Source organism: Gemmatimonadales bacterium, assembly GCA_036500345.1.
Lineage (GTDB): Bacteria > Gemmatimonadota > Gemmatimonadetes > Gemmatimonadales > GWC2-71-9 > Palsa-1233.
Genome location: DASYCE010000011.1, coordinates 139,316 through 165,446 on the forward strand (window position 1 = coordinate 139,316; position 26,131 = coordinate 165,446).

The 26,131-nt window shown below is 66.2% G+C and carries 19 protein-coding genes; 11 read left to right on the top strand and 8 right to left on the bottom strand.

The window, feature by feature from the left end:
- Nucleotides 1-26: 26 nt before the first annotated feature.
- Nucleotides 27-1,472, bottom strand: coding sequence for a hypothetical protein (locus VGM20_06105; protein ID HEY4100431.1), 1,446 nt, complete (start codon nt 1,470-1,472; stop codon nt 27-29).
- A gap of 165 nt (nt 1,473-1,637) precedes the next feature.
- On the opposite strand from VGM20_06105, the gene VGM20_06110 reads away from it, so the two are divergent.
- Nucleotides 1,638-4,829 (top strand): protein kinase, encoded by a 3,192-nt coding sequence (locus VGM20_06110; protein ID HEY4100432.1) that lies wholly within the window; start codon nt 1,638-1,640, stop codon nt 4,827-4,829.
- A 30-nt stretch (nt 4,830-4,859) separates the two neighbouring features.
- Complete coding sequence (locus VGM20_06115; protein HEY4100433.1) at nt 4,860-7,091, top strand: prolyl oligopeptidase family serine peptidase; 2,232 nt, start codon at nt 4,860-4,862, stop codon at nt 7,089-7,091.
- A gap of 71 nt (nt 7,092-7,162) precedes the next feature.
- On the opposite strand, the gene VGM20_06120 is transcribed toward VGM20_06115, so the two are convergent.
- The 3 genes from VGM20_06120 to VGM20_06130 form a co-directional block, all read right to left on the bottom strand.
- Complete coding sequence (locus VGM20_06120) at nt 7,163-7,549, bottom strand: YciI family protein (GenBank protein HEY4100434.1); 387 nt, start codon at nt 7,547-7,549, stop codon at nt 7,163-7,165.
- A gap of 39 nt (nt 7,550-7,588) precedes the next feature.
- The gene (locus VGM20_06125; protein HEY4100435.1) at nt 7,589-8,017 is read right to left on the bottom strand and encodes a DoxX family protein; all 429 of its coding nucleotides are present in this window, start codon (nt 8,015-8,017) and stop codon (nt 7,589-7,591) included.
- A gap of 97 nt (nt 8,018-8,114) precedes the next feature.
- The gene (locus VGM20_06130) at nt 8,115-8,507 is read right to left on the bottom strand and encodes a hypothetical protein (protein ID HEY4100436.1); all 393 of its coding nucleotides are present in this window, start codon (nt 8,505-8,507) and stop codon (nt 8,115-8,117) included.
- A gap of 130 nt (nt 8,508-8,637) precedes the next feature.
- On the opposite strand from VGM20_06130, the gene VGM20_06135 reads away from it, so the two are divergent.
- Together VGM20_06135 and VGM20_06140 are read left to right on the top strand one after the other, a co-directional pair.
- Complete coding sequence (locus VGM20_06135; protein ID HEY4100437.1) at nt 8,638-8,973, top strand: PadR family transcriptional regulator; 336 nt, start codon at nt 8,638-8,640, stop codon at nt 8,971-8,973.
- A 4-nt stretch (nt 8,974-8,977) separates the two neighbouring features.
- Nucleotides 8,978-11,623: an ABC transporter permease gene (locus VGM20_06140; protein ID HEY4100438.1), complete on the top strand. Its 2,646-nt coding sequence runs from the start codon at nt 8,978-8,980 to the stop codon at nt 11,621-11,623.
- Nucleotides 11,624-11,730: 107 nt separating this feature from the next.
- Here the strand turns inward: VGM20_06140 and VGM20_06145 are convergent, their stop codons facing one another.
- A complete protein-coding gene (locus tag VGM20_06145; protein HEY4100439.1) occupies nt 11,731-13,779 on the bottom strand; it encodes a M1 family metallopeptidase in 2,049 nt (682 codons plus the stop codon).
- 44 nt (nt 13,780-13,823) lie between these two features.
- A complete protein-coding gene (locus VGM20_06150; GenBank protein ID HEY4100440.1) occupies nt 13,824-14,846 on the bottom strand; it encodes a hypothetical protein in 1,023 nt (340 codons plus the stop codon).
- A 139-nt stretch (nt 14,847-14,985) separates the two neighbouring features.
- On the opposite strand from VGM20_06150, the gene VGM20_06155 reads away from it, so the two are divergent.
- A complete protein-coding gene (locus tag VGM20_06155; GenBank protein ID HEY4100441.1) occupies nt 14,986-15,477 on the top strand; it encodes a hypothetical protein in 492 nt (163 codons plus the stop codon).
- Between the two features lie 21 nt (nt 15,478-15,498).
- Here VGM20_06155 and VGM20_06160 read toward each other — a convergent pair whose 3' ends face one another.
- On the bottom strand, nt 15,499-15,918 hold the full coding sequence (locus VGM20_06160) for a VOC family protein (GenBank protein ID HEY4100442.1): 420 nt from the start codon (nt 15,916-15,918) through the stop codon (nt 15,499-15,501).
- A gap of 51 nt (nt 15,919-15,969) precedes the next feature.
- On the bottom strand, nt 15,970-17,487 hold the full coding sequence (locus VGM20_06165) for an ankyrin repeat domain-containing protein (protein HEY4100443.1): 1,518 nt from the start codon (nt 17,485-17,487) through the stop codon (nt 15,970-15,972).
- A gap of 292 nt (nt 17,488-17,779) precedes the next feature.
- Here VGM20_06165 and VGM20_06170 point away from each other — a divergent pair, with 292 nt between their 5' ends.
- From VGM20_06170 to VGM20_06195, 6 genes are all read left to right on the top strand, one after another.
- A complete protein-coding gene (locus tag VGM20_06170; GenBank protein ID HEY4100444.1) occupies nt 17,780-18,412 on the top strand; it encodes a YbhB/YbcL family Raf kinase inhibitor-like protein in 633 nt (210 codons plus the stop codon).
- Nucleotides 18,413-18,504: 92 nt separating this feature from the next.
- Nucleotides 18,505-18,846, top strand: a complete 342-nt coding sequence (locus VGM20_06175) for a PadR family transcriptional regulator (protein ID HEY4100445.1) — start codon at nt 18,505-18,507, stop codon at nt 18,844-18,846.
- Complete coding sequence (locus VGM20_06180; GenBank protein HEY4100446.1) at nt 18,843-21,551, top strand: ABC transporter permease; 2,709 nt, start codon at nt 18,843-18,845, stop codon at nt 21,549-21,551. Before VGM20_06175 ends, VGM20_06180 begins: the two co-directional genes overlap by 4 nt.
- A gap of 274 nt (nt 21,552-21,825) precedes the next feature.
- Nucleotides 21,826-23,406: a PAS domain S-box protein gene (locus tag VGM20_06185; protein HEY4100447.1), complete on the top strand. Its 1,581-nt coding sequence runs from the start codon at nt 21,826-21,828 to the stop codon at nt 23,404-23,406.
- Complete coding sequence (locus VGM20_06190; protein ID HEY4100448.1) at nt 23,396-23,851, top strand: response regulator; 456 nt, start codon at nt 23,396-23,398, stop codon at nt 23,849-23,851. Before VGM20_06185 ends, VGM20_06190 begins: the two co-directional genes overlap by 11 nt.
- Nucleotides 23,848-26,130 (top strand): response regulator, encoded by a 2,283-nt coding sequence (locus VGM20_06195; GenBank protein ID HEY4100449.1) that lies wholly within the window; start codon nt 23,848-23,850, stop codon nt 26,128-26,130. The genes VGM20_06190 and VGM20_06195 overlap by 4 nt, the downstream gene beginning before the upstream one ends.
- The last annotated feature ends 1 nt before the right edge of the window (nt 26,131 follow it).

The following is a 26,131-nucleotide window of genomic DNA, read 5'->3' on the forward strand; positions in this document are numbered from 1 at the left end:
CCGGCAGTGATGCCGGTTCGCGGGCCCTACCGCGACAGCCATCCCAGGTATTTCATCGAGTCGTCGAAGAAGAGCATCGTCGACACGCGCCCCGCCCGATGTTCCGGGCCCCACGTGACGTAGCGGGAACTCCCCGCCCTTACCAGATAGAAGAGCCGAGCCGAGTCGGGGGTGCCGACGGCGGCATTGATCGCCTGCTGCGCGTGCGAGCAGACCGGCCCGGACGACACCAGCGCCAGATCGTGCGGATCAATGCCGGAGAATCCCACGGCGCGCCGGCTGGCGCTGTCAACCGGGTTGGTGAGGAGTTCGCCAAGGCGCGCCTCGAGCCGGGCCGAGTTGGCATCGACACCAAGACACGACAACGGCTGCCGCCGGCCAAGCGCACACGCTGCCACGAGGAAGACGACGACTGCCGCGGTGAGCGTCATGTCGCGCCGGTAGGTCTCGCTGTTGGGATAGTCGATCGGCCGGAGCTTCCGTTCGACCGACGGTGCGAATCCGACGCCGACGGCGAAGAGCAGCAGCATCACCCATGAACGGATCGATTCGGCGCGCGTGTCGCCGCCAGGGCTCGCCTGTGCAGCGGCGGATGGAGTGACAGCGGCAACCGTCGAATCCGGCAATTCCGCCGCCGTCACGATCGCCAGGCGGCGCTCCGCCTCGAGCCAGAAGGTCGCCGGAAGCGCCGGCGACGCGGCGACTTCCGCAGCCATCGTGCGGATTCCGGCCGCCATCGGGGAGAGCGGCCCGAGCTTCTGGTACGCCATCGACGGCATCGGCAGCAGGTTGATCACCACGATCGCGACGAATGCGATGATCACGGCACCGATCGGTGCAGCAACGACTCCCGAATTCGGTTCGGTCCCGGTGACGAATGCGATCGCGATCCCGAACAGACCCCACCACGAGAAGAGTGCGAACCACGGCGCGTGCCCGAAGCCCATCGTCCAGATCACTCCGCTCGCGACAGTGATCAGCGCGCCGATCCAGAGGCCGCTCGCAATCCTCGTCAACAGATTGTCGTCACTCCTGTCGTGACCACGGCTGATCGCCCAGGCGATGATCGCACCGGCCGGAAGGAACGAGGTCAGCGACGCGAGGAACGGCCTGAGGAACAACGACGCAGTGTGCGCCACGAGGTCTTCGGTCAGGAACCCGATGAAGCCGAAGCCGGTCGCCCATGCGAGTGCCAGAATCGTCTGGCGACCGGGCGTGTCGTGATGGACCGGCGGCTCGCCACGACTCTCCCGCCGCGCGATCTCGACGTAGTGCTGCACCCAGTGCACCGCGAGGCCGATGAAAGCGGCGAGGAGGATCGTGATGGCAGCCTCGTGGTTGGTCGACCGGAACGACAGCCAGACGACCCACGCCAGCGTCGAGCCGACGCTGCCGAGCACGCCCCCGGCGAGTGCGGCGCGATACGAGGTGTATCGCGCCGTGGCATCGTCCATCCGGGTGGGCGAGGTCATCGAAAGTGTGCTCCTGAACGGGACGGCCGGGGGAATCGGCCGCGATTCTAACTCGCGCCATTCCGGGGCGCCAGACAGCGCCGCGACGGCCGCCGTCCGTGGCGGAAAGGCCGCTCTCCCCGTAGCTTCCGCCGACCCTCCAGACATCCTTCCAACCGGACGCGAATGGATCTGCGCGAGCAGTTGCAGCAGCACCTGGGATCGTCATATCTCCTCGGCCGCGAGCTCGGCGGTGGCGGGATGTCGCGGGTCTTCGTTGCCGACGAAGTCCGCCTCGGGCGCCAGGTGGTCGTCAAGGTCCTGAGTCCCGACCTTGCGCAGGGGATCAACGCCGAACGGTTCGAACGAGAGATCAAGACGGCGGCGTCGCTGCAGCAGGCGAACATCGTCCCGCTCCACGCCGCCGGCGAGGTCTCGGGGCTGCCGTATTTCACGATGCCGTTCGTGGAAGGCGAATCTCTCCGGCATCGACTGACGCAGGGCCCGCTCTCGATCAACGAAGTGGTCGTCATCCTTCGCGACGTCACCCGCGCGCTCGCGTACGCACACGCCCGCGGCGTCGTGCATCGCGACATCAAGCCGGACAATGTCCTCCTCTCCGGGGGCGCGGCGGTCGTCACCGACTTCGGCATCGCGAAGGCGATCAGCGCATCGCGCACCGATGCACCCGGTGGAACCCTCACGCAACTCGGCACCTCGATCGGCACGCCGGCGTACATGGCCCCGGAGCAGGTCGCCGGCGATCCGAATCTCGATCATCGCGTCGACCTCTACGCCCTCGGATGCATGGCGTACGAGCTTCTCACCGGACAACAGCCGTTCGCCAACCGGACACCGCAGAAGATGCTGGCCGCGCACCTCAGCGAGACCGCGACGTCGGTGCAGCAGCTTCGGCCGGACACGCCGCAGGGACTCGTCACGCTGGTCTATCAGCTGATGGCGAAGGACCCGAACGACCGGCCGCAGACGGCAAGTGATGTCCTCCGCGCGCTCGATGCGGCGATCACCAGCAGCGCGCCCACCGTGGCGTTTTCCGGACCGGGAATGCTGCGAAAGTCGCTGCTCTACTACGCCATCTCGGTCGTCGTGGTGCTCCTCTGCACCCGCGCAGCGATCATCGCGATCGGGCTCCCCGACTGGGTCTTCCCCGGCGCGATCGTCTTGCTGGCGCTGGGCCTCCCGGCGCTGCTGATCACCGCCTACGTGCAGCGGGTGGCGCGGCACACCGCGACCGCGACGCCGACGCTCACGCCGGGCGGCACGATGTCGCAGAGGATGCCGTCGGGGACGATCGCGACGATGGCGATCAAGGCATCGCCGCATGTGACCTGGCGGCGCACCTGGCGCGGCGGAGTCGTGGCGATCGGCGGCTTTGTCTTCCTCGTCACCCTCTTCATGGTGACGCGCGCGTTCGGCATCGGACCGTGGGGATCGCTGCTCGCGTCGGGAAAGCTCGCCGCGACCGATCGCGTCGTCCTCGCCGACATCGGCGTGCCGCCGGCGGATTCCGCCCTCGGCCCGATCGTCGACGAAGCGATCCGCGCCGCGTTGTCGCAGTCGCGGTCGGTCAATCTCGTCCCGCAGACCGACATCGCCGAAGCGATGCAGGAGATGAAGCGATCGAAGGATGCCGCGCTCAATGATCCGACCGTGGTGCACGACGTAGCGCAACGCACCGGCGCCAAGGCCGTCCTCGGCGGGCGCCTCGCGCGCCTCGGCAATGGCTACGCGGTCAGTCTCGAGCTCTCCGCGGCGCAGGGTGGCGCGGTGCTGGCGTCGTACCAGGCGACGGCGGCGAGTTCGCAGGACCTGCTCTCGACGATCGACGGACTCGCCCGCAAGCTCCGCAGCAAGGTCGGTGAGTCGCTGAAACAGGTGCAGCGCACCATCCCGCTCGAACGGGCGACCACCACGTCGCTCGCGGCGCTGCGGAAGTACAGCGACGCCGTCGTCGCCAACGACATCGACTTCGACTATCCCCGCGCGATCCAGTCGGCACGCGACGCGGTCGCACTCGACTCGACCTTTGCGCTGGCATGGCGCAAACTTGCCGTCGCGCTGTTCAACAGTTTCGCGCCGGCGTCCGCCCAGGATTCCGCCATCGAACACGCCGTACGCTATGCCGACCGGCTCCCCGATCGCGAGCGGTATCTCCTCCTCGGCTACCATTTTGAAAACGGGATCACTACCGCCGATCGACGCAAGTCACTCGACGCCTACCGCAGCGCCTACCAGGTCGACTCATCAAGCACCGTCGCGACCAACCAGCTCGGGCTGCTGTTCAATCAGCGACACCAGCAGGATAGCGCAGTGCGGTATTGGCGTCGGCAGGTTCAGCTCGCACCGAACGCAGGGAACGTGGGGCGCGTGGTCGTCCAGCTGGCTCAGGGAGGTCACGGCGCGGAGGCGGCGGCGCTGCTCGATTCGGTCGTCAAGGCGGACCCGGCGGTCGCCACTTCGAACCTGATGATGTACGACGCTCGAGCCGCGGCGTTGATCGCACTCGGCAAACGCGACTCCGCCCTCGCGATCTCTGCGCAGATGATCCGATCGCCCGATGCGACGTTGCATCTGAATGGTCTCTTCATGGAATCGACCAACGCGTCGGTACTCGGCAAGCTCCAGCGGATGATCGAGGCCGACAGCGAACTGGCCATCGCCGCCCCCGGCTCGAATCCCGCGCTGGACGTCCCGCTCGCGCGCGCCCAGGCCGACATCATCCTTCGAGACAGGGCAGCCGATGGCGTCAAGCTGGTCGACGATGTCGTCGCGGGGCGCGCCTGGACCGGGATCGCGCCGAGCGACCGTCCCTACTTCGGAGTGATCGAGCTGTATGCTCGTGCCGGCCGCCCTGATCGCGCCCGCGCCATACTGGCGCAGTTCCAGAGCGACGATCCTGGTGCCAAGGCCCCTGACTCCAAGGCCGACGTCGCGCTCGCGGAGGGAAGAATCGCCGTCGCCGAGGGGAAGTTTGACGACGCGATCCGTCAGCTTCGTGCAGCGGAGTTCCGCGAAGACGGGTCTCCGGTCGAGTGCCGCGCGTGCGTCGAGTTCGAGCTCGCCCGCGCCTTTGACCTCGACCATCAGGGAGATTCCGCCGTCGCCCATTTCGAACGGTATCTCTCGTTCCCTCCCGCGGAGCGCTCCGTCGGCGTCGTCACCGCGGACTATCTCTACCTCGCTGCAGTCGAGAAGCGCCTCGGCGAGCTGTACGAGGGAAAGCACGATCGCGCCAGGGCGCTGCAACACTACAGTGCATTCGTCGATCTCTGGAAAGGCGCCGATCCCGACCTGCAGCCGGTCGTCGCGTCGGTTCGGCAGCGGATGGCGCCGCTGACTGCGCAAGAAGGGCACTGAGCTGCATCGGTCCTGATTCAGGAGCGCGCCGTGCCGGTTCGCCGAATTGTCTCTGCCGCACCCGTGATCTGCTCTGCATCACTCCAGCTGGCGGCGTGGACAGCCGGCACTCCCCCGCTCGGCGCGCAGACCCGTGCACTGCCCCCGGCCCCAGTCGCGGCAGTGCGCCCGGTGACCGACGACTACTTCGGCACCAAGGTCGTCGACGACTACCGGTATTTCGAACACCTGAACGAGCCCGATGTCCAACAGTGGATGAAGGCCCAGGCCGAGTACACGGATTCCGTGCTCGCGAGGATCCCAGGCCGCGCGGCGTTCCTCGCGCGGATCCACGAACTCGACGCATCGGAGCAAGCACTGGTGACCTCCGTCTGGCGCCGGCCCGGCGATCGCTATTTCTACCTGAAGCGCCTTGCCAGTGAGCCCACCGACAAGCTGTACGAGCGAACCGGCCTGCGCGGCGCAGAGCGAGTTCTCGTCAATCCGGCGGACGTCCCGCTGTTGCCCCAGCATCGGGGCAGAGGACCGAGCAGCATCAACGGCGTCACGATTTCGCCCGACGGCCGGTACGCCGTCGTCGGCATCGCGCCGGGCGGAGCGGAGTTCGACAGTGAATTCCACGTGTTCGTCACCGCGACGGGGCGAGAGACCGGCGACGTCATTCCTCGCAACAGCTCCAACGAAGTGGGTTGGCTACCCGGAAATCGCGGATTCGTCTACGCGCGGCCGCAGGAGCTTCCCCCCGGCGCCCCCGCCACCGCAGCGGAACAGAAGGAGCGCAGTTACCTGCACGTGCTGGGGACACCCACCCCCAGCGACCGTGCGGTGTTCGGCTACGGGGTGACACCATCCGTCGTCGTCGATTCATCCAACGGTGCCGGCGTCCGTACCGGCCCGGGGTGGCGATACGCACTCGGCGTGCTCAGCGACGGCACCTCGCGCAACGGCGCGTGGTACATCACCTCGATCGACTCGCTTGGGATGCCGCACGCGGCGTGGCAGAAGATCGCCGGGTTCTCCGATCAGGTCACCCGCGCCGCGCTGCACGGCGATGACCTCTATCTCCTGACCTCACACAATGCATCGCACTTCAAGATCCTTCGTACCGACGCGCGGCATCCGGATCTGGCGACGGCGGAGACGGTGGTGCCCGAAAGCGAGGCGATCGTCCATCAGATGAGCGTGGCACGGGACGCGATGTACGTGCAAGAGACTGACGGCGGCGTCGATCACGTACTGCGGGTTCCGTTCGGACGGGACCCGGTGGTCGAGCACCTGACGCTGCCGTTCGCCGGCAAGGCCGATCTGAACGTCGATCCGGAGCTCCCCGGTGCACTGATCTGGCTGGCAGGTTCCACCCGGGCATTCGCCCTCTATTGCTACCATCCCGCCACGAGAAGCCTGACAGACACGAAGCTGCAGCCGGAGGGGCCCGTCGACCAGCCGACGACGATCGCGTCGTCCGAGGTCGAGGTCACGAGCTGGGACGGCACAAAGGTCCCGCTCACGATCGTGCATCCGACGGGGATGAAACTGGATGGCTCGCATCCCACGATGCTCGTCGGCTACGGCGCCTACGGCGATGCCCTCGAACTCGAGTACGATCCAATTCAGATCGCCCAGTACGAACGGGGCGCCGTGGTGGCCGCGTGCCACGTGCGCGGCGGCGGTGAGCACGGCGAGGCGTGGCATGCGGCCGGCCAGAAGCTCACCAAGCCCAATAGCTGGAAAGACTTCATCGCGTGCGCCGAATATCTGATCGCCAACGGGTACACGTCGCCGGCACATCTTGCGGGCGAGGGCGGGAGTGCCGGCGGCATCATGATCGGCCGGGCGATCGAGGAGCGACCCGACTTGTTCGCAGTCGCGGTCGCAAGTGTGCCGCTGGCCGATGGCCTGCGATCGGAAACCACCGCCAATGGCGTGCCCAACGTCGCCGAATTCGGCAGCACGAGCACAGAGGACGGCTTTCGCGCCTTGTACGCAATGAGTCCCTACGCGAACATCAAGGATGGAGTGAATTATCCGGCGGTACTCGTGACCACGGGGATCAACGATCCACGGGTCCCTCCATGGGAAGCCGCAAAATTCGCAGCGCGGCTGCAGGCCGCAACCGCGAGCGGGAAGCCGGTGCTGTTGCAGGTGGACTACCACGCAGGCCACGGCGCCATGACCGCTGCGCAGGGGCTGCAATTTGAGGCCGACAGCTGGAGCTTCATCTTCTGGCAGACCGGCGATCCGGCGTTTCAGCCGAAGCGTTGATGCGACGAGGCGCGCCAACCCTCAGCGAGATCTACGTGATCCGGAACTTCGACACGAAGCGGCGGCGGCTGTCAGTGCCCCGCGGCCCGCTGCACGTCGGGCGGGAAATCCTCCATCTCCTGAATCTGCCGCACCTCGATCGTGTCGCCCTCGAGCATCGGCGCCTTGCGCGCCCATGCGATCGCCTCGTCTCGCGAATTCACCTTGATCGTCCAGTAGCCACCGACCATCTCCTTCGCTTCGGCGAACGGCCCGTCGGTGACGCTCGACGTCCCCTTCCCGAATGCGATCCGCGCGGCCTGCGGCGGTGGGCGAAGGCCGTTCATGTCGAGCACGATGCCGGCATCGATCATCGACTGGTTGAACTTCGTCATCTTGGCGACGAGATCGGCGGGCGGCGTGAAGTCGGCATCCGCTGATTCGTAGGCCTTCGGGATCACCAGCAGCATGAAGCGCATTGTCGTATCTCCCCAATAGTCCGTTCTGTCGGATTCGAATCAGTTGGCGAACTGCCCCGTGGAATGAACCGCATCGAGGCGCAAAGCGATCCATCCCCGGCGCCCACGAGCGACCAGAACCGTCAGCACTCCGACGACGAACGGCGTCACCGCCATCGCACCGCCGCCGATGGCGAGAGTGACGATCACCGCACCGGCCATGATGATCGAGAGCCCAGTTGCCGCGATCGGGGTCAACTCACGACGGATCCGGAGCGCACCCGGGAGGATCAGCCCCAGGGCGCCGAGGAACTCCATGGCGCCGATGAAACGGAGGAATCCCACCGGAAGTGGCGCCATCCGCGCCAAAGTGGCAGCAGGGGTCGCTTCCTTCATTCCACCGGCAAAGAGGAAGAGGGCAGCGAGGATGATCTGGACCGCCCAGAGCGCCTTGGTGTTGCGGCTTGAAGCATTGGATGAGGACGACATGGTCTGGCTCCGCGTTCGAGGTGTCGCCGGGACCGAGTGTTCCGGCTCTACCACTGCGTCGAACGGGGCCGACCGAAATCGACAGGGCTACCATGACCTAGCTGTCACACCTCCCGCCGCGGCACTCCCAGCCGATGACCAGCGCGATCCCGAACAGGGCGATGACCGGAGAAAGCCAGATCCACGCCTCGCGACCGGGATGTCCGGCGCGCGGCTGGGAGATGTCGGCCAGGGCGTATTGCACGCGGCAGCTGTCGCAATTGAGGTGCTTGAGCCAGGGCACGCCGCTCAGCGAGTCGGCCGAAAACCGCACCCCGTGGAGACGCACCACCTGATCGTGAACATGGAACTCCAGGATTGCCCGTTGATCGACCGGGTGCGGCGCAGGACTGATGGCGACCGGCTGCCAGTTGGCACAGCCGTACGCCGCGAAGACGACCAGGAGCAGGGCGCTGTTCCAGCGGGTGCGGAGACCTCGCATCATCGGCATGCGACGAATCTACGCCCGATTCATCAGTCGGTTCACGATGCACGAACCGGTCGCTCCTCACCCCTTGCCCACAGAGGTATTCCGGAGCGATACTCTTGCCACAGAGGTATGCACCGCTACGGAGGTACCGATGGCTGGCTCCGATCTCTTCACCGGTTCGCTCGATCTGCTCGTCCTCAAGGCGGTGACGTGGGGGCCGCGCCACGGATACGCGATTGCCCGGTGGCTGCGGGAACAGACCGGCGAGACGCTGCCGATCCACGAAGGGGTCCTCTACCCTGCGCTCCATCGCCTCGAACGGAAGGGATGGCTCGACGAGGAGTGGGGGGCGACCGAGTCGAACCGCGAGGCGAAGTTCTACCGGATCACCCCGGCGGGGCGCGCCGCGCTCCGAGTCGAGACGGCGCGATGGCGCGCATACACCCAGGTGATGAACACCGCGCTCGCCGCGCAACACGGGCCGTGACGCGATGAAGCGCCGCTTCGATTGGCCGCACGGCCGCGATCAGGTCAATCAGGACGTCGATCGCGAGCTGTCGTTCCATCTCGACGAACGGCGCCGCGAACTGATCGCGGCCGGTGCCTCGCCCGACGACGCCGACCGCGCCGCACGCGACGAGTTCGGCGACCGTGCCTCGATCGAATCGGAGGTGCGGACGCTGCGGCGCGACACCGTACGCGCTCGCCTTCGTCGCAACTGGTGGGACGATGTCGGCCAGGATCTCCGGATCGCGGTCCGCAGTCTCCGCCGCGCTCCCGGGTTCACTGTCGTCGCGCTGCTTACGCTCGCCCTCGGCATCGGCGCCAACAGCGCGGTCTTCTCCGTCGTCAACGGCGTCCTGCTCAGACCGCTGCCGTACCCCGCCGCAGGACAGCTCGTGCAACTCTGGACCGATCAGCGTGCGCGCACTGGCCGGGCGCAGCCCGAGTGGCTCACGCCACCGGACTTTGTCGACTGGCGCGAGCAGAACAAGACCTTTTCGAGCATGGCATCGTACCAGAATTGGGCGCCAACGATCACCGGTGCCGGCGACCCCGAAGCACTCAACGGATTGATGGTGAGCGGCGATTTCTTCCGGACCCTTGGCGTGAGCGCCGAGGTCGGCCGCACACTCACGGCCGCAGACGACGACCCCGCCGCGGAGCCGGTCGTCGTGCTGAGCGACGCGTTCTGGCGCACCAGATTCGGCGGCGATCGCGGAATCGTCAATCGGGAGATTCAGCTCAACGGGCAGTCATGGCGCGTGGTCGGCGTGATGCCGCCGGCGTTTCGCGCGCCGGTCGCAATTTCGATGGTGGTCTTCCGTCCCGTTCGGCGTCCGGCGACCAGTGGATGCGGGCGCGGCTGCATAGTGCTGCGGGCAGTCGGGCGCCTGAAGCCGGGTATCACACTGGCGCAGGCACAGGCCGATATCGGTACCATCGCGCGTCACGAGGCGGAGGCGTATCCCGAGACCAACCAGAAGGTCGGCGCGTGGCTCATCCCGTTGCACGAGCAGGTCACCGGCCCGACACGCCAACCCCTCCTCGCGCTGACGGCTGCGGTCGCACTGGTCCTGCTGATCGCGTGCGTCAACCTCGCCAACCTTCTTCTCCTCCGCGGCGAAACTCGGGCGCGCGAGCTCACCGTGCGCGCCGCTCTCGGCGCCGGCCGCGGGCGGCTGCTGCGTCAGTTGATGACAGAAGGGGTTCTTCTCGCCGGCATCGGTGGTCTGCTCGGCCTGGCGCTCGCGGCAGTGGCGTCACGCGCGCTCGCGGCGGTCGTCCCGCCGATCGTGCAGCAGATGCAGCAGGTCGCCGTGAACGGCACCGTGGTGGCGTTCACCGCGTTGACGACTGTCACTGCTGGAATGCTCTTCTCGCTACTCCCCGCCATCCGGTCGACCGGCTACGACCACCTCGGCCTCCTTCGTTCAGGAGTGCGTGCAGGAAACGCGCACCGCAATCGGCTCCAGCACTCCCTCGTCGCCGGGCAACTCGCGCTCGCGGTGATTCTCCTCGTTGGCGCGGGACTCCTGATCCGGAGTCTTGCCTCGATGGAGCACGTCGATCTCGGCTATCGCAGTGAGGGAGTGCTCTTCGACGCCCTCGCGCTCCCGGCTTCGCGGTATGACAATGCCAGGGCGATGTCGATGATGAGCAGCATTCTCGAGCAACTGCGCGCCAACCCGGCGATCAGGTCGGCGGAGATCACCGATCAGCCGCCGCTCAGCGCCGGCGATCAGGACATGACGGCAATTCCGGTCGGCGAACCATTCGACCCGAATGCGCCACCGAGTCTCTGGTATCGGGCGACCTCACCCGGGTATCTGCAACAGATGCACCTGCATCTCGTGGCCGGGCGGTACTTCGGCAACGGCGATCGCGCCGGTTCGACACCAGTCGGGATCGTCAACGCCGAGGCGGCGCGCAAACTCTGGCATGGAGAGAATCCTGTCGGCCGCACGCTTGCCGCCGGGCCCGAAGCCGCGGCACCGCGTCTCACGGTGGTGGGGGTGATCGCAACCGATCACGCCGATGGTCCCAATCAGCCGGTCAAGGGTGAGCTCTTCGTCCCGCTCGGGCAGGTTCCCGTCAACGGCTTCACTGTGGTGATCGAGCCGGCGCATGGGGACGCAGCCGCGATCGCAGCGCTCCGCTCGACGTTGCACGCCGCCGATCCACTCCTCCCGTTCGCCGAGCCGGTTGCGATCGAGAGTACGGTGAGCGATGTCGTGGCGCTGCCGCGGCTCTACGCCATCGTGATCGGTGTCTTCGCGACGGTGGCGCTCGCGCTGGCGATCATCGGGGTCTACGGCGTGATGGCATACGTGGTGGCGCAGCGTCACCGTGAAATCGGCGTTCGCCTCGCGCTCGGCGCATCGCCGTCCGTCATCCGTCGATTGATGCTCTGGCGCGGCGTGCGGCTGGCGATCATCGGCGCTGTCGCCGGGCTCACCGGCGCCGCGGCGCTGACCCGTCTCCTCGGATCGCTGCTCTTTGGGGTCAGCGCCACCGATCCGATGACCTTCGCCGGCGTCCCGCTGATTCTCGGCGCGGTGGCTCTTGTCGCGTGCTGGATTCCCGCGCGACGCGCCATGCGGATCGATCCGATCGAGGCGATCCGGGCCGAGTAGCGGGCATTTGCAGGCAGAGTGACGGCGTCGCTCAGCGCGGCGAGCGCGCGACCGCCGGCGGATCGGCGAACCGATCCTCTCCGGGTACCCCGATCGCCGAGACATCGCTACTGCCGCTGCCATCCTGTCGCAGCACTCCGTGACTGGTTGCTCCGATCAACATCCGGGAAGAACTCATCCGGATCGATCGTCACCGCGGTGATCGTGTTCGCGCCGGGGAATGTCACCGTCGTCTGCCGCTTGCCGGCGAGCCAGACATCGACCGGAATCGTGACGCGCGTCACGCTGCTGTCGCGATGCGTCACCGCGACGAAGACAGGCATCGGCGCGACGCCGTGATCGCCGATCGTCACCACGAGCGAATCACCGACGGTCGCGACGTTGTCGATCGCCTGGTCGAGCGGCCACGCATGATAGAACCACGTGCTCCAGAACCACGACAGATCGCGTCCCGCCGCGCGGGACACCGCGTTGAAGAAATCGTACGGCTGCGGATGCTTGCCGATCCACTCCTTGCCGTAGCTGATCAGCGCCTGATGGAGGACGTCTCCGCCGAGAATGCCGCGGAGCGCGGTGAGGACCTGCGCGGTCTTGTCGTAGTAGACGACGAGATAGGTGTTGTCGGGGAAGAGATCGCCCGGACGCATCAATTCGTCGTCGTCGCCGCGGCGTACCGTGCCAAGGTAGAGGCGGCGCTGGCCGTGCTCCGAGTCGTTGGCGCGCCCCCCCGTGCGATTCTCCCCATACAGCGCGCGCATTCCCTGCGCAACGTCGAACTGGGTGAACCCCTCGTCCATCCACGGGTTGCGCGTCTCATTCGAACCGACCTGCATCGGGAACCACATATGCCCGGTCTCGTGCATCAGGTCGCCCGCCAGCGAAAGCGTATCGGCCCACGGCTGCATCAGCGTCATCATCGGGTATTCCATCCCGCCGCTGTCGAGGATTCCCTCCATCGACGTCATCTGCGACCACGGATATCGCCAGAGCCAGTTCGACATCTGCTCGATCGCGTCGCGGGTGAATCGTGCGCCGCCAACGGCCCACGCGGCGGCGTCAGGCGTCAGGCGATAGAAGGAATTGATGTCGACCGTGTCGCGACCACCGGCGTCGTTCTTGACCAGTGCCCGGGTCGCGTCCCATGCGTATTCGTTACTTGTGCCCCAGGAAAAATCGCGGACATCCTTCGCGACAAAGTGCCACGTCGTCGTCGGACCATTCGTCGACGCGAACACCGCGTGCGGATCTTCACCGGGCGATGCGATCCGCACGGTGCGCCCGGTGCGCCGCGCCACCGCCAGCGAATCACGCGCCGCCCGCGACAGAACCGCCGATGCATTGACCAGTGAACCGGTCGCACCAACGACCCATCCGCTCGGCACACCGAGGTCAACATCGTAGTCGGCGGGATCCATGTAGAACTCCGCCTCCAACAGGTACGGATCGGTGACCCACCCATCGACGTCGTCGTACACCGCGACTTCCGGGTACCAGTACCCCATGAAGTAGACGTTCCCGTCACGCCCTTCGCGGCCATCGGCGGGCGCCGGCGCCGGTGTGTACGACCAGGCGATATCGAGCGCGACCGTGGCACCGGAAACGAGCGGAGTCACGAGCGGGATCGACATCACCGTGCCGTCGACGGCGTATTCACCCGGCGTCGGCCGTCGCGCCGGAGCCGCCGTCACCGGCATCGCGGGGTTGCGATCGGCCTCGGCGCGAATCGCCGTCCCGTCGACGAGCACCGATTCGAGGGTGACGCCATCGGTGACCGGAACGCTCTGTCGTCGTGGCGAACCCGCGGCGAAGGCGTTCTGCCGCAGATAGATCTCGATGGTGCGAAGCGTATCGGGCGAAAAGTTGCGATAGGTGATCCGCTCCTTTCCGGTCACCCGATGCGCCACGGGGTCGAGCGCGGCGTGAATGTCATAACTCGGATGCTGCACCCAGTAATTCGCCCCGGGTGCCCCGGTCCGCGTCCGGGTGCCGCGCGCGACTGCTCGGCTGAAATGGTTCGACTCGAAGATCGGACCGGGAATCGGGCGCGGCTCGTGCACGATCGCCGCGGGGTCACTGAGCGGCGCGGGGAGCGTTTGCGCGCGGATCGATGGAGCAATCGATACCAGGATCGATACAACAATCACGGCGGATTTCATCTTCATACCTCGCGTACTCCAGATCAAAGCCGGACTGGATGACATCAATGCCCGTTGAGCGCACCGAGCACCTGAACACCAAGGCGCACCGGTTCCCAGAATTCGAGCCCGGCGAAAATCAGGTCGTCGGCGTGGCTGAAGGCGGAGTCCGACGCCTGGTTGGATCCAGACGCCGGCTGCTCGGTCGTCGTGCCGACGATCATCACCGCTTCTTCCGTGGGATCGATGATCAGCAGATAGCATGAGATGTGTGCCGGGGTCGACTCGTGGACCATGTACCGCGACAGGCATCGGGAGATCCCGTGCGCGTGAAAGGTGAACGAGGACGTCGCAATGAATTCCCCGGGCCGCTGCTGAAACCCCGTCGCTTCGATATCGGTCAACATCCGGAACGCCGCTTCGGCAGCGGAACGGTCGCGGAAGACCCGGAAATCCACCTGGTCGTCGGGGTGGACTCCTTCGCGAACGGTGGCACGCGTCGCGCCGATTTCACCGGCATTCTCGGTCGACACCGTGGTGTACGATGTGATCTTCGCGCTCTTGTCGGAGAATTGGCTCTCGTCCATCGAATGGTTCTGCAGGAACGAATAGATGTCGGCCGGTTTGAAGATCGCCGGCTTCCCGTGCGGCGTCGGTTCGGTGTCGGGCGATGAAGGCGGCGGGGGCAGCTCCGGCGGTGTGACCGCTGCCGGCGGCGCCGCGGGCGGGGTAGCGGGTGGAGTCGCGCCGACCACGACCCGATGCCACGCACCGGTGCCAAGCTTCCCGGTTGCGGTCAGCGTGTCGTTGTGCGGCTCGAGATAGGTGCCGGTATCGGCCCACGCCAGGGTGGTCGATTCGAGCGTGTAATGTCCGCTGCGGGCACGGAAGATTCCGCTGTGCGCCGGAGTGTTCCCCGGCCCCTCGGCGTGGAAGGCGTACGTGCCGTTCGCCCGGATCTCCCAGACCCACCGCGCCACGCCGTCGGCGTTCGGCACCATCACATCCCAGGTCCCGACCAGCCGGGGATCAACCTTTGACGGCGCACAGGCCGCGAGCAACGCTGTCAACGCAAGCGCGTATCGCATCAGACCATCCGTGCCGGAGTGGGGATCGGGAGCACCGCAAATATACCGTTTGCATGGGGTCGGTGGTGCCGAGATCCACAGTTGCCAATTGCGTCCCCGGCGGTACTGTTCGGAGCATCCTCATGGCAATGAGTCACTCGTGACCCGTTCATTCATTGCGGTTCTTGCCCTGCTCGCCGGGACGCTCGGCTGTTCATCGTCCGGATTGACCACGACGGTCGATGACGGCCAACAGGTGCTTCGCGCTGTCCAGTTCTCCCACCCGATCGGCATTCTCGATCAGCTGACACTCCGCAAGTACGGCCGTCTCGTTGCAGTGGTCCAGCTCGATTCCACCGCACTCCTGATGACATCATCGTACGACCAGATTCGCGCACTCCCCGGCGTGACCTTTGTCGGGCCCTCGCTGGGAACGTCCGACACCGTCCATCTCGAGTTCGGCGTTCGCGCCCGCGATTCGTCGGTGGCAACGGCCGAATCGATCGTTTCGCAAATCGGGCAGACTGCGTACTCCCCCTACCATGGCTTCGTCTCGGGAATCGCCGCCGCAAATCATCTGGGCGAACTCGACAACTTCGCCTCGGTCATCGCATACGCCTGGTACAACTACGATCCAGATCATGACGATTGATCCCGGCGTAGCAAAGATCTCCTACCGCGGATCTCCCTTGAAGATCCACTGCACGCCAAACCGGTCGTAAAACTGCCCGTAAGTTCCGAACGGCATGGCGTGCAGCTCCTGGAATCGCTCCTTCTCTGCTCCCACCGCGAGCCGGTCGAACACCACCCTCAGCTCGTCGTAACCGCCGCCGATGACGAAGATCGCGAAGGTGTTCCCCTGCACCGGATCGAACGACGGCGATGCCATCCAGTCGGTGGCGACGATTTCGATCGCTCCGCTCTTCAATTGCGCGTTGATGATCCGCTGATGCTTCTCGGCGGGGAATTGCGTCTTCATCGGTGTGTCACCGACCTTCGTCAGGATCAACTCACCGCCAAGCGACTGGTGGTAGAACGTCATCGCTTCGGCGCAGTTGCCGTCGAACAACAGAAATGGCGCGCAACGCAGCATCGGTGATCTCCGTCAGATGATTCGAGTGTGATCGTCACCGCGACAGTGCGGCTACTCCGTCTTCGCCTTCCGCTGCTTCCCTGCCTGATACGCCGCCATCGCCGCATCGCTCCCCTCCAGCGTCGGCAGCGGATTCTCCGTCTTCGCCCCCGCGCCGATCAGCGCCGTCACCACCGCGGCGTAATCGCCGGTCTTCGCGTGCCAGCCGTGCAGCGAGCCGTGCAGCGCCCACCCCAGCGGCGGGATCTTGTGCTCGTTGTCGCGGGAGTCGAGCGGCGGATGGTACGAGAGGATCTCCCGCACCATCGCGGCGTTGCCGTGCCACGACGCCCAATGCAGCGACGTGCCGCCGTGCAGTCCGTTCGCCGCGACCGGCCACCCGGCCTTGAGCAGCAGCCGGACGGCCTTGGTGTTGTTGCCGACCGCCGCGCCGACGAGGCGGTGCACCAGTTCTGCCGAAATCGGCGCGTTGCGGTCGCGCTGCGCCATGAACTGCTCGAACAGCGCTTCGTCGCCGAGGAGGCACGCCTGGGTCACCTTCACGTCGTTGGAGCTGTGATCCATCAGGTAGTCGTAGACGTCTCGATGCCCGAACTCCTGCGCCACCATCTGCGGCGTCTTTCCCTGCCCCAGGGTCCAGACATAGATCGACCCGCCGGCGCGCGGATTCTGCATCGGAAAGTGGCGCGGACCAATGATCCGTTCGACGACGGTCGGATCACGTTCAACGAGCGCTCGGGCGCGATCGAGATCGCCGAGCGCCGCGATGAGGAAGATGTCGGCATCGGCTCCGGCATCGACGAGATAGCGCGCCACTTCCTGGCGTTCGCGGATGGCGTACTGTGCGGCGGTCGATTCGTGGTCGACGTCGCGCGCGTTGAGGTCGGCGCCATGCTCGACGAGATAGCGCGCCGTCGGCACGTCCTTCGCCCAGTGCAGCGGCGTCTTTCCGTCGCCACTGCGCTGGTGCACCGCCTGGGGATTGGCCGCCACCAATCTTGCCAGCTGGTCGACGAGGCCGAACTTCGCCGCGGCCACTGCGTCGACAATCGCTCCGCGCTCGACGAGGAACGGCATCAGTTCATCGCTCGAACTCTCGAGAACCGAGAATCCGCCGGCCCACCAATCGCTCTTCACCGACAAGTCGGCACCCGCCGCCAGCAGCAGGTCGATCATCTCGCGATTGCTCCGCTGCACTGCGGCGAGGAGCGGCGTGGCGCCGAAGCTGAGAACGTCGGTACCGCGATTGATGATCGCCTTGAGCTCCGGATGCGCACCGAGGAGATCGCGGACTTTCGCGACATTGTTCCCCTTGATCGCGAGATAGAAGGCGGTGGTCGGATCGGCCGTGAGCGATTCGACCTTCATCTTGAGCTCCGGCCAGCTCTTGAAGCCGTACTCGCGCGCGATGACGTGCTGCGCGTCGGCGAGCTTGTCGCCCCCGTCCACGCCGGCGTCGCGGAAGCGTTGCGTGCCTTCGGCGCTGCCATCGCGCACCGATTGCAACAGGGTCTTGGCCTGGTTCTTCAGATGGTCGAGATCAGGATGGTCCGGCAGGACGCGTGGCATGACTCCCCCTTCGTGGGTGCCCGGCGTCCGCTGCAATGGGCTGAAGAGAGGTCGATGTGTGCTGCGGTCGAACCCAGGTGGGATGATCCCTGCCCGCGGACGGGGTGGCGCCCTGGAGCGCGGGGAGATTCTAGCGCGGGGGTCGCGGGCGAGACAAGGGGTCGATCACCGGCACCGCCGTATCGCGCCGTCGACACCATCCTGTCCGCACCATTCCGCCGCCCGCCAATGCGTGCCCGCCGGTCCCGCTGTATCGTCCTGTATCACCAAACTCCCCACCTGGAGCACAGGAATGCATTCGATTCGCCACCGTCTGATGATCGGCGCCGCGCTGTCGGCCGCTCTCCCCGCGATCGCCGTGGCGCAGAACCCGCCGCCGGCCGCCACCGAAGTCGGCGCGTCACAGCTCGCGATGGTCGACCTCCTCCCCACGGGGATGCCGAGACTCAACGTGACGTCGCCCGCGTTCACGCAGATGAGCGACATCCCGATGCAGAACACCCAGTACGCCGGGAACGTCTTTCCCGGGCTGCATTGGACCGGCGGCCCCGGGTCGACCAAGTCGTACGCCATCATCATGCAGGACGGCGATGCGATGCGTCAGGGCGCGCCGATCCTTCACTGGACGATGGTCAACATTCCGGCCGCGACTCGCACCCTCGACCCCGGTATGACCGCCGCTCCCGACGGTTCGCAGTTCGGCCCGAACATGCGCGGCGCCAATCAGCCGTACACCGGTCCACGCACGCCGGCCGGCCCGAAGCACCGCTATCACATCCAGATCTTCGCGCTCGACATCGTCCTCCCCGACGTCGCCCGTGCCGACTACGGTTCGCTCACCGCCGCGATGAAGGGACATGTCGTCGCCGGTGGTGAGCTCGTGGGCCTGGGGCAGGCGCCGGCGCCGAGTGGACCGGGGGACTGACGGCACCGATCCGCCGACTTGTCGACTGTCGACACCGTCTTGTTGACAGCCGACAAGTCAGCGGGTATTCTGCGGCCAACCTGGAGTTGCCCATGGCCGCCACGTCCGATCTCCTGCAGGGAACCCTCGACCTCCTGATCCTGCAGACCCTCTCGTCCGGCTCGCTCCATGGCTGGGCGATCTCGCAGCAGATCGGCCAGACATCGAAGCAGCTGCTCCAGGTCAACCAGGGCTCGCTCTACCCCGCCCTCCACCGACTCGAGGGCGACGGATTCCTCGCAGCCAGATGGGGGATGTCGGAAACCGCCCGACGCGTCCGTTTCTATTCCCTCACCCGCACCGGCCGCACCCGCCTCGCCCGCGAAACCCGCAACTGGCGCGAATACAGCAACGCCGTCGACCTGATTCTCGGATCGGAACGGAGACCGGCATGACGATCCGCGCCATCCTTCGCGCGCTCAGGCTGATCGCCACGCCGCGCGCCGCCGAGCACGACATCGACGACGAAATCGAAGCGCACATCTCGCTGCAGGCGGCACGACACGTTGCCCTGGGCATGGACGCCGACGCCGCGCGGCTCAAGGCCGAGAACGAATTCGGACCGGCGGCGGCAACGAAGCAGGCGGTCCTTGGCGTGCACGCCAATCCCGGTGCCGCGTGGCCCGAAGTCTTCGCCGGTGACATCCGGTTCGCCTGCCGGTCGCTCGCACGCCATCGCGTCTTCAGCGGTGTGACGATCACCGTGCTCACCCTCGGCATCGCCGCGGCGACGCTGATGTTCTCCGTCGTCTCCGGCGTCATCCTCCGTCCGCTGCCGTATCAGCATCCCGACCAGCTGGTGATGATCTGGGCCGATTTCAATGATCCGTCGGTCGCCGGGATCCCCGAACCGGTGAACGGACTGCAGATCGTCGGCATTCAGCAGCACGGGCGCGTCTTCCAGAGCGTGTCGGGCGTCGAGTCGCGGCAGATGAATCTCCAGACCGACAACGCACCGGAGCGGATCGACGGCGCCGGCGTCGACGACAACTTCTTCCAGACGATGGGCGTGACACCCGCGATCGGCCGCGGATTCCAGGCGGGCGAGGAGAACCCCGGCGCCGACCACGAAGTGGTGATCGGATGGGATCTCTGGCAGCGTCGCTTCGCCGGCGACCGCGGCGTGATCGGCCGGAAGATCCTGCTCAACAACGAGCCGTACACCGTGATCGGCGTGGCACCGCAGCGGTTCAATTTCCCTGCGGGCGCCGGCATGCCGTCGACCGTCCCTGTGCCGGTCGCAACCGAACTCTGGGTTCCGGTGAAGCCCGCGCTGTACGGTCCATCGGAGGATCTGGCGGTGGCGCGCGTCAAGCGGGGAACGACCCTCGCCGCGACGCTCGCCGATCTCGACGACGTGGCGCATGCGCTCGACCTGCAGATCCCGGGCGCCAAGGGATTTTTCGCGATGCATGCCATCCCGCTGCGCACCCAGCTGGTCGGCGATGTGCAGGGGATGCTCTTCATCCTGCTGGGCGCCGTCGGCGTCCTGCTGATCATCGCGTGCACCAACGCGGCCCAGCTCTTCCTCGCCCGCCTGCAGGGGCGCCGCGGCGAACTCGCGATCCGCGCGGCGCTCGGCGGGTCGGCGGCGCGCATCGCCCGGGTCCTCCTCCTCGAAGCGCTGGCACTGACCGGGATCGCCGGCGTCGCGGGCGCGGTGCTCGGCTCGATCGCCGTGGGGCTGGTGCGCCACGCCGGATCGAACCGGATGCCGAGAGTGAGCGATATCGCGTTCGACGGACGAGTCATTGCAGCCGCCGTCGCGATCACCGTGATCGCCGGCCTGCTCTTCGGCGTCGTTCCAGCATTCCGTGCAGGGCGCATGCGGCTCGCCGAGGCCCTCAGGCGCCGGGGCCGGAGCGGCGACTTCGGTTCGCCACGGACCCGGCGGATCCTGATTGTCTCGGAGATCGCCCTCTCCGTGATGCTGGTCACCGGATCGGGATTGCTGATCCGTTCGCTGGGGCACCAGCTCGGCGGTGATCTCGGATTCACCGCGCCCCACGGCCTCACCTTCGAACTGTCGCTCCCCGCGCTCGCCTATCCCGAGAAGCAGGGCGCGACGTTCATGGAACATCCGAAGAGCGTCGACTTCTTCCACCAGGCCCTTGAGCGGATCCGCGCGATTCCCGGAGTCAAGGCAGCGGCGATCGGCAAACCGCTGCCGATGAGCGGTTCGGAAGAAGGAACAGTCTTCACGCCGGAGAACAGTGATCCGCGGCTGACGGCCAACGGGCACGCGCCGATCATCGACTACACCGTCGCGAGCCCGCAGATGTTCACCGCGCTCGGCACGCCGCTGCTGAATGGCCGCGACTTCGACGAGACCGACCAGCACGACTCGCCACCGGTCGTGATCCTCAACGCGGCGGCAGCACATTGGCTCTGGCCGGGACAGAGCGCGGTGGGACACCGGCTCCGCCTGGGGGGGGCTCGATCGCAAGCGACCTGGATGACGGTGATCGGCGTCGTGGCGGATATGCGTCGCTATTCGCTCATCAAGGATCCGTCGCCGGAGATCATCGTGCCGTACACGCAACGCCCCTATCCGACCTTCGCGCCGATGCAGTTCGTGGTGCGGAGCACGGTGGGCTCGGCAGCGCTTGCCGCACCGATTCAGCGGGCGATCTCGTCGATCGACCCGACGATTCCGGTGGCGCAGATGCGGACGATCGACCAGCTCGTGGCCGATGTGTCTGCCAACGCGCGCTTCGCCACGATCACCATGAGCATCTTCGGGATCGCAGCACTCCTGCTGGCGATGGTGGGATTGTATGGCGTGATCGCCTATACGGTGAACCAGCGGCGCCAGGAGTTCGGGCTGCGCACGGCGCTCGGCGCCGGCCGGGGCGACATCATCCGGCTGGTCCTCCGCGACGGGCTCACGCTCACGGTGATCGGCCTCAGCATCGGTGCGGTCCTCGCGGTGGCAGGCGGGCGCGTGCTCCGGTCGATGCTGTACCATGTATCGGTGGTTGATCCCGTGACAGCGATCGCGACGATTGGCGTGCTCGCCGGAGCGACGATCCTCGCATGCGTCATCCCGGCGCTGCGTGCGGCCGGAGTCGATCCGCGCATAGCATTGGAGGAGGGATAGCGCGACGACGGCGCCCGTAGCATCGACTTCCGCACCACCACACCCCGCGGACTCGTTCCGATCGATTCTGTCATCTGTACGTCAGCTTCGCACCGCACTCGCAGCTGAGAGAAGAGTGTCACTAGCACACTAGGTGTTTCCCTGATTGTGCGAATCGGGAATTGCAGTTAATACAAAGCGAATCTTCTCAGCCGACAATCATTGCCTTCTGTGAGAGACCCGATGACAATCGCGGGCCGCGCTGATCGCTTTCTGCAGATGGCCGTTGCGCCAGATGCCTGTGCCGTGGGGCGTTGTCGTGGCCGATAGCCGCGACGCGGAGTCCGCTGCGCTCACCGACGCTCGCGCGCTCGCGAGTCGTTTCCCGATTCTCGAAGCCGCTCCCGACGCGATGCTGCTGGTCGATGCCGACGGCAGGATCGTCCTCACCAACAGCGAGGCTGAGCGACTCCTCGGCTACGCACCGGGCGAGCTTCTCGGCGAGACGGTCGACACGCTGGTGCCGCTCGGGCTGCGCCGCGGCCACCCCGGGCACCGGGCGCAATACTTCAGCGATCCTGTCACACGGCCGATGGGGAGCGGCGTCGAACTGTCGGCTCGCCGGAAGGACGGCAGCGAATTTCCGGTGGAGATCTCGCTCAGCCCGATCGAGGTCGACGGGCGCAGGTTCGCGATCGCAGCAGTGCGGGATGTGACGATCCGCCGGCGCACCGACGGGAAGTTCCGTGCGCTCCTCGAAGCGGCACCCGACGCGATGATCATCGCCGGTGCGGACGGCAGGATCTCGCTGGTCAATTCCCAGACAGAACGACTCTTCGGCTATCCCCGCAGCGAGCTGATCGGCGAGACGATCGACATGCTCGTCCCCGACCGCTTTCGCGGTGGACATCCTGCGCATCGCGGTGACTACTTCGCCGATCCGCGCCCTCGGCCGATGGGGAGCGGACTGGCGCTCTGGGGCCGCCGCAAGGACGGCTCCGAGTTTCCCGTCGAGATCTCGCTCTCTCCGGTCGACACGGAGGAGGGGACGCTCGTCACTGCGGCGGTGCGCGACATCAGCGAACGGTTGCGCCACGACGACACGCGCCGTGAACTGATCCAGCAGAAGCTCGAGCAGGAGGCGTTGGCGAGACATGCCGCCGACCTCGCGCGATCGAACGCGGAGCTGGAGCAATTCGCCTACGTCGCGTCGCACGACCTGCAGGAGCCGCTCCGCATGGTGGCGAGCTACACGCAGCTGCTGGCCCGGCGCTATCGCGGCAAGCTCGACCAGGACGCCGACGACTTCATCGGCCATGCCGTCGACGGCGTGACCCGGATGCAGCAGCTGATCACCGATCTGCTGATGTATTCACGCGTGGGGACGCAGGGTCGGCCGCTCGAACCCACCGACTGCGAGGCAATCTTCTCCACGGTCGTGACCGATCTTGCCCCGTCGATCGCGACGCGCCACGCGATGATCACCAACGACGCGCTCCCCGTTGTTCTCGGCGATCCGTCCCAACTGACGCAGCTCTTCCAGAACGTGCTCGGCAACGCACTCAAGTTCCACGGCACCGAGGCGCCACGGATCCATGCCTCGGCCCAGCTCGAACGAGACCATTGGCACTTCGCCGTGCGCGACAACGGGATCGGGATTGCGCCGGAGTATGCCGATCGGGTCTTCGCGATGTTCCAGCGGCTGCACACCAGCGCCGAGTATCCGGGAACAGGGATCGGACTCGCCATCTGCAAGAAGATCGTCGAGCGGCACGGCGGGAAGATCTGGGTCGAATCGGATCCCGCGAAGGCGCCGGGGACGACATTCCACTTCACCCTCGCCGCTGCAACATCCGGGACGACCCATGCGATTTGAAGCGCTGCCGCGGCCGATCGAGATCCTCCTCGTCGAGGACAACGCGGGCGACGTGCGCCTGACTCGCGAGCTCTTCAAGGAATGCAAGGTGCGCAACACGCTGGCGGCAGTCGGAAACGGCGTCGATGCGCTACGGTATCTGCGTCAGGAGGGAGATTTCGCCGGTGTCACTCGCCCCGATCTCGTCCTCCTTGATCTCAACCTGCCGCGGATGAACGGGCAGGAGGTCCTCGCGGCGATGAAGGGCGACGAAGCGCTGCGGCGGATTCCGGTCGTGATCCTCACCACGTCCAAGGCAGAGGAGGACATCGTCCGGTCGTACAACCTCCACGCCAACTGCTACATCACCAAGCCGGTCGGTCTCGATCAGTTCATGACGGTGGTGCAGTCGATCGAGCAGTTCTGGCTGGCGATCGTGACGCTCCCTCCGGATCGGCGGCGATGACGTCGCCGATCACGGTTCTTCTCGTCGAAGACAACCCCGGCGACGCCAGACTCGTGACGGAGCTGCTGCGCGATGCGACGGGGGCGACGTGCCAGGTCGAGTCTGTAGCGCGGCTTCTCATCGCACTCGAGCGGATCGCTGCCGGCGGCATCGATCTCGTATTGCTCGACCTCGGCCTCCCCGATAGCCAGGGCGCCGCGACGTTCGACGTCTTGCACCGCGCCGTTCCCGAGATGCCGGTGATCGTGCTCACCGGACTTGGCGACGAAGCGCTCGGCCTGCAGCTGATCGGTCACGGCGCGCAGGACTACCTCGTCAAGGGCACCGTCGACGGCGGCGCGATGTCGCGCGCCATCCGCTATGCGATCGAGCGGGCGACCTCCGAACGGACGCTGCGTGAACGGGAGTCGCAATTCCGTGAGCTGGCCGAGAATATCGACGAAGTCTTTTTCGTGCAGGCGGCGGATTTCTCACGGACGCTGTACATCTCGCCGGCGTACGAAACGATCTGGGGGCGAAGTTGCCAGAGCGTGTATGACAACCCGGCGGCGTTCATGGACGCCGTTGTTCCCGAAGACCGGGCGGCGCTGGCGGCGGGAATCGCGATCAACAAGCAGGGCCGCGCCACCCACAATCTCGAGTTCCGGGTGCAACGACCTGACGGGACGATTCGTCAGGTTTCGGTGCGCGCGACCGGGATCCGCAATGAGCAGGGTGTCGTCTACCGGATCAGTGGTGTGGCGAGCGACATCACCGAGGAGCGTCGAATTCAGGACGCGCTCCGCGACAGTGAGGCGCTCTACCGCCAGATCACCGATACCTCGTTCGATGCGATCGAAAGAATCGAAGACGGCATTCTTCGCGAGGCGAACGCCGGCTTCGTGCGGATGTTTGGCTATGACTCGGTTGACGAGGTGATTGGCAAGCCCGTCTCCGCATTCGTTGCCGACGAGTCGCAGGCCGAAGTGGCGCGCAGGGTCAGTCAGGAGATCGAGGGGAGTTACGAGTTCGTCGGCCTCAGGAAGGACGGCGCACGGATCCAGGTCGAGGCGACGTCGCGGACCCACGCCAGCGGAGATCGCCGTTACCGGCTGACTGCCCTCCGCGATCTGACCGAGAAGCGGGTCCTCGAGGAGCAGTTCCGCCAGGCACAGAAGATGGAAGCGATCGGGCGACTCGCCGGCGGCGTGGCGCACGACTTCAACAACCTCCTGATGGTGATCACCGGCTGCGGCGAGCTTCTCCTGGAGGATCTTGCGGCCGGCGATCCGCGGCGCGAGAACGCGGATGAACTCATCAAGGCGGCAGAAGCGGCGGCGGCGCTGACACGGCAGCTGCTCGCCTTCTCCCGCCAGCAGGTGATCCAGCCACGGGTGATCACGATCGAGAGCGTGCTGCAATCGTCGGAAAAGATGCTGCGACGGTTGATCGGAGAGGATGTGGCGCTGGCGCTGGCGCTCAACCCGGCACCGGCGACGGTGAAGATCGATCCGCACCAGCTCGAACAGGTGGTAATGAACCTGGTGGTCAATGCGCGCGACGCGATGCCGTCGGGCGGCCGGATCACGATCGACACCACCGTCCTCGATCTCGACGACGCCTATGTGCGATCGCACTGGCCGGCGACGGCGGGGATGTACGTGATGCTGGCGGTGACCGACACCGGGATCGGGATGGATGAATCAACCCGGGCCCGGATCTTCGAGCCGTTCTTCACCACCAAGGAGATGGGGAAAGGGACCGGTCTCGGCCTGTCGATGGTATACGGCATCGTGCGGCAGAGCGGCGGGTTCATTTGGGTCTACAGCGAGCCGGGTCGCGGTGCCACCTTCAAGATCTACCTGCCGCTGGTCGACGGCTCGGCGGACGTGGTTGATCATGTGACGGAAATCGGGGCCGCCCCGACCGGCACCGAGACGATCCTCCTGGTGGAAGACGAGGAGGCGGTGCGGTCAGTGGTCCGGCAGGCGCTCGACCGGCATGGTTACAAGGTCCTGGTGGCACCGGACGGTGCAGCGGCGATTGGAATCCTCACTGCGTCGGACCAGCCGGTGCACCTGCTGATCACCGACGTGGTGATGCCGGGGCTGAGTGGGCGGCAGTTGGCGGAGCAATTCGCAACGATGCGTCCCGCTGCACGAATTCTGTTCATGTCGGGATATACCACCGATGCGGTGGTGCGTCATGGCGTCCTCGACCCGGGGATCGCCTATTTGCAGAAGCCGTTTTCGCCGGCGGCGCTGCTGCGGAAGGTGAGGCAGGTCCTCGACGGGCGGTGAT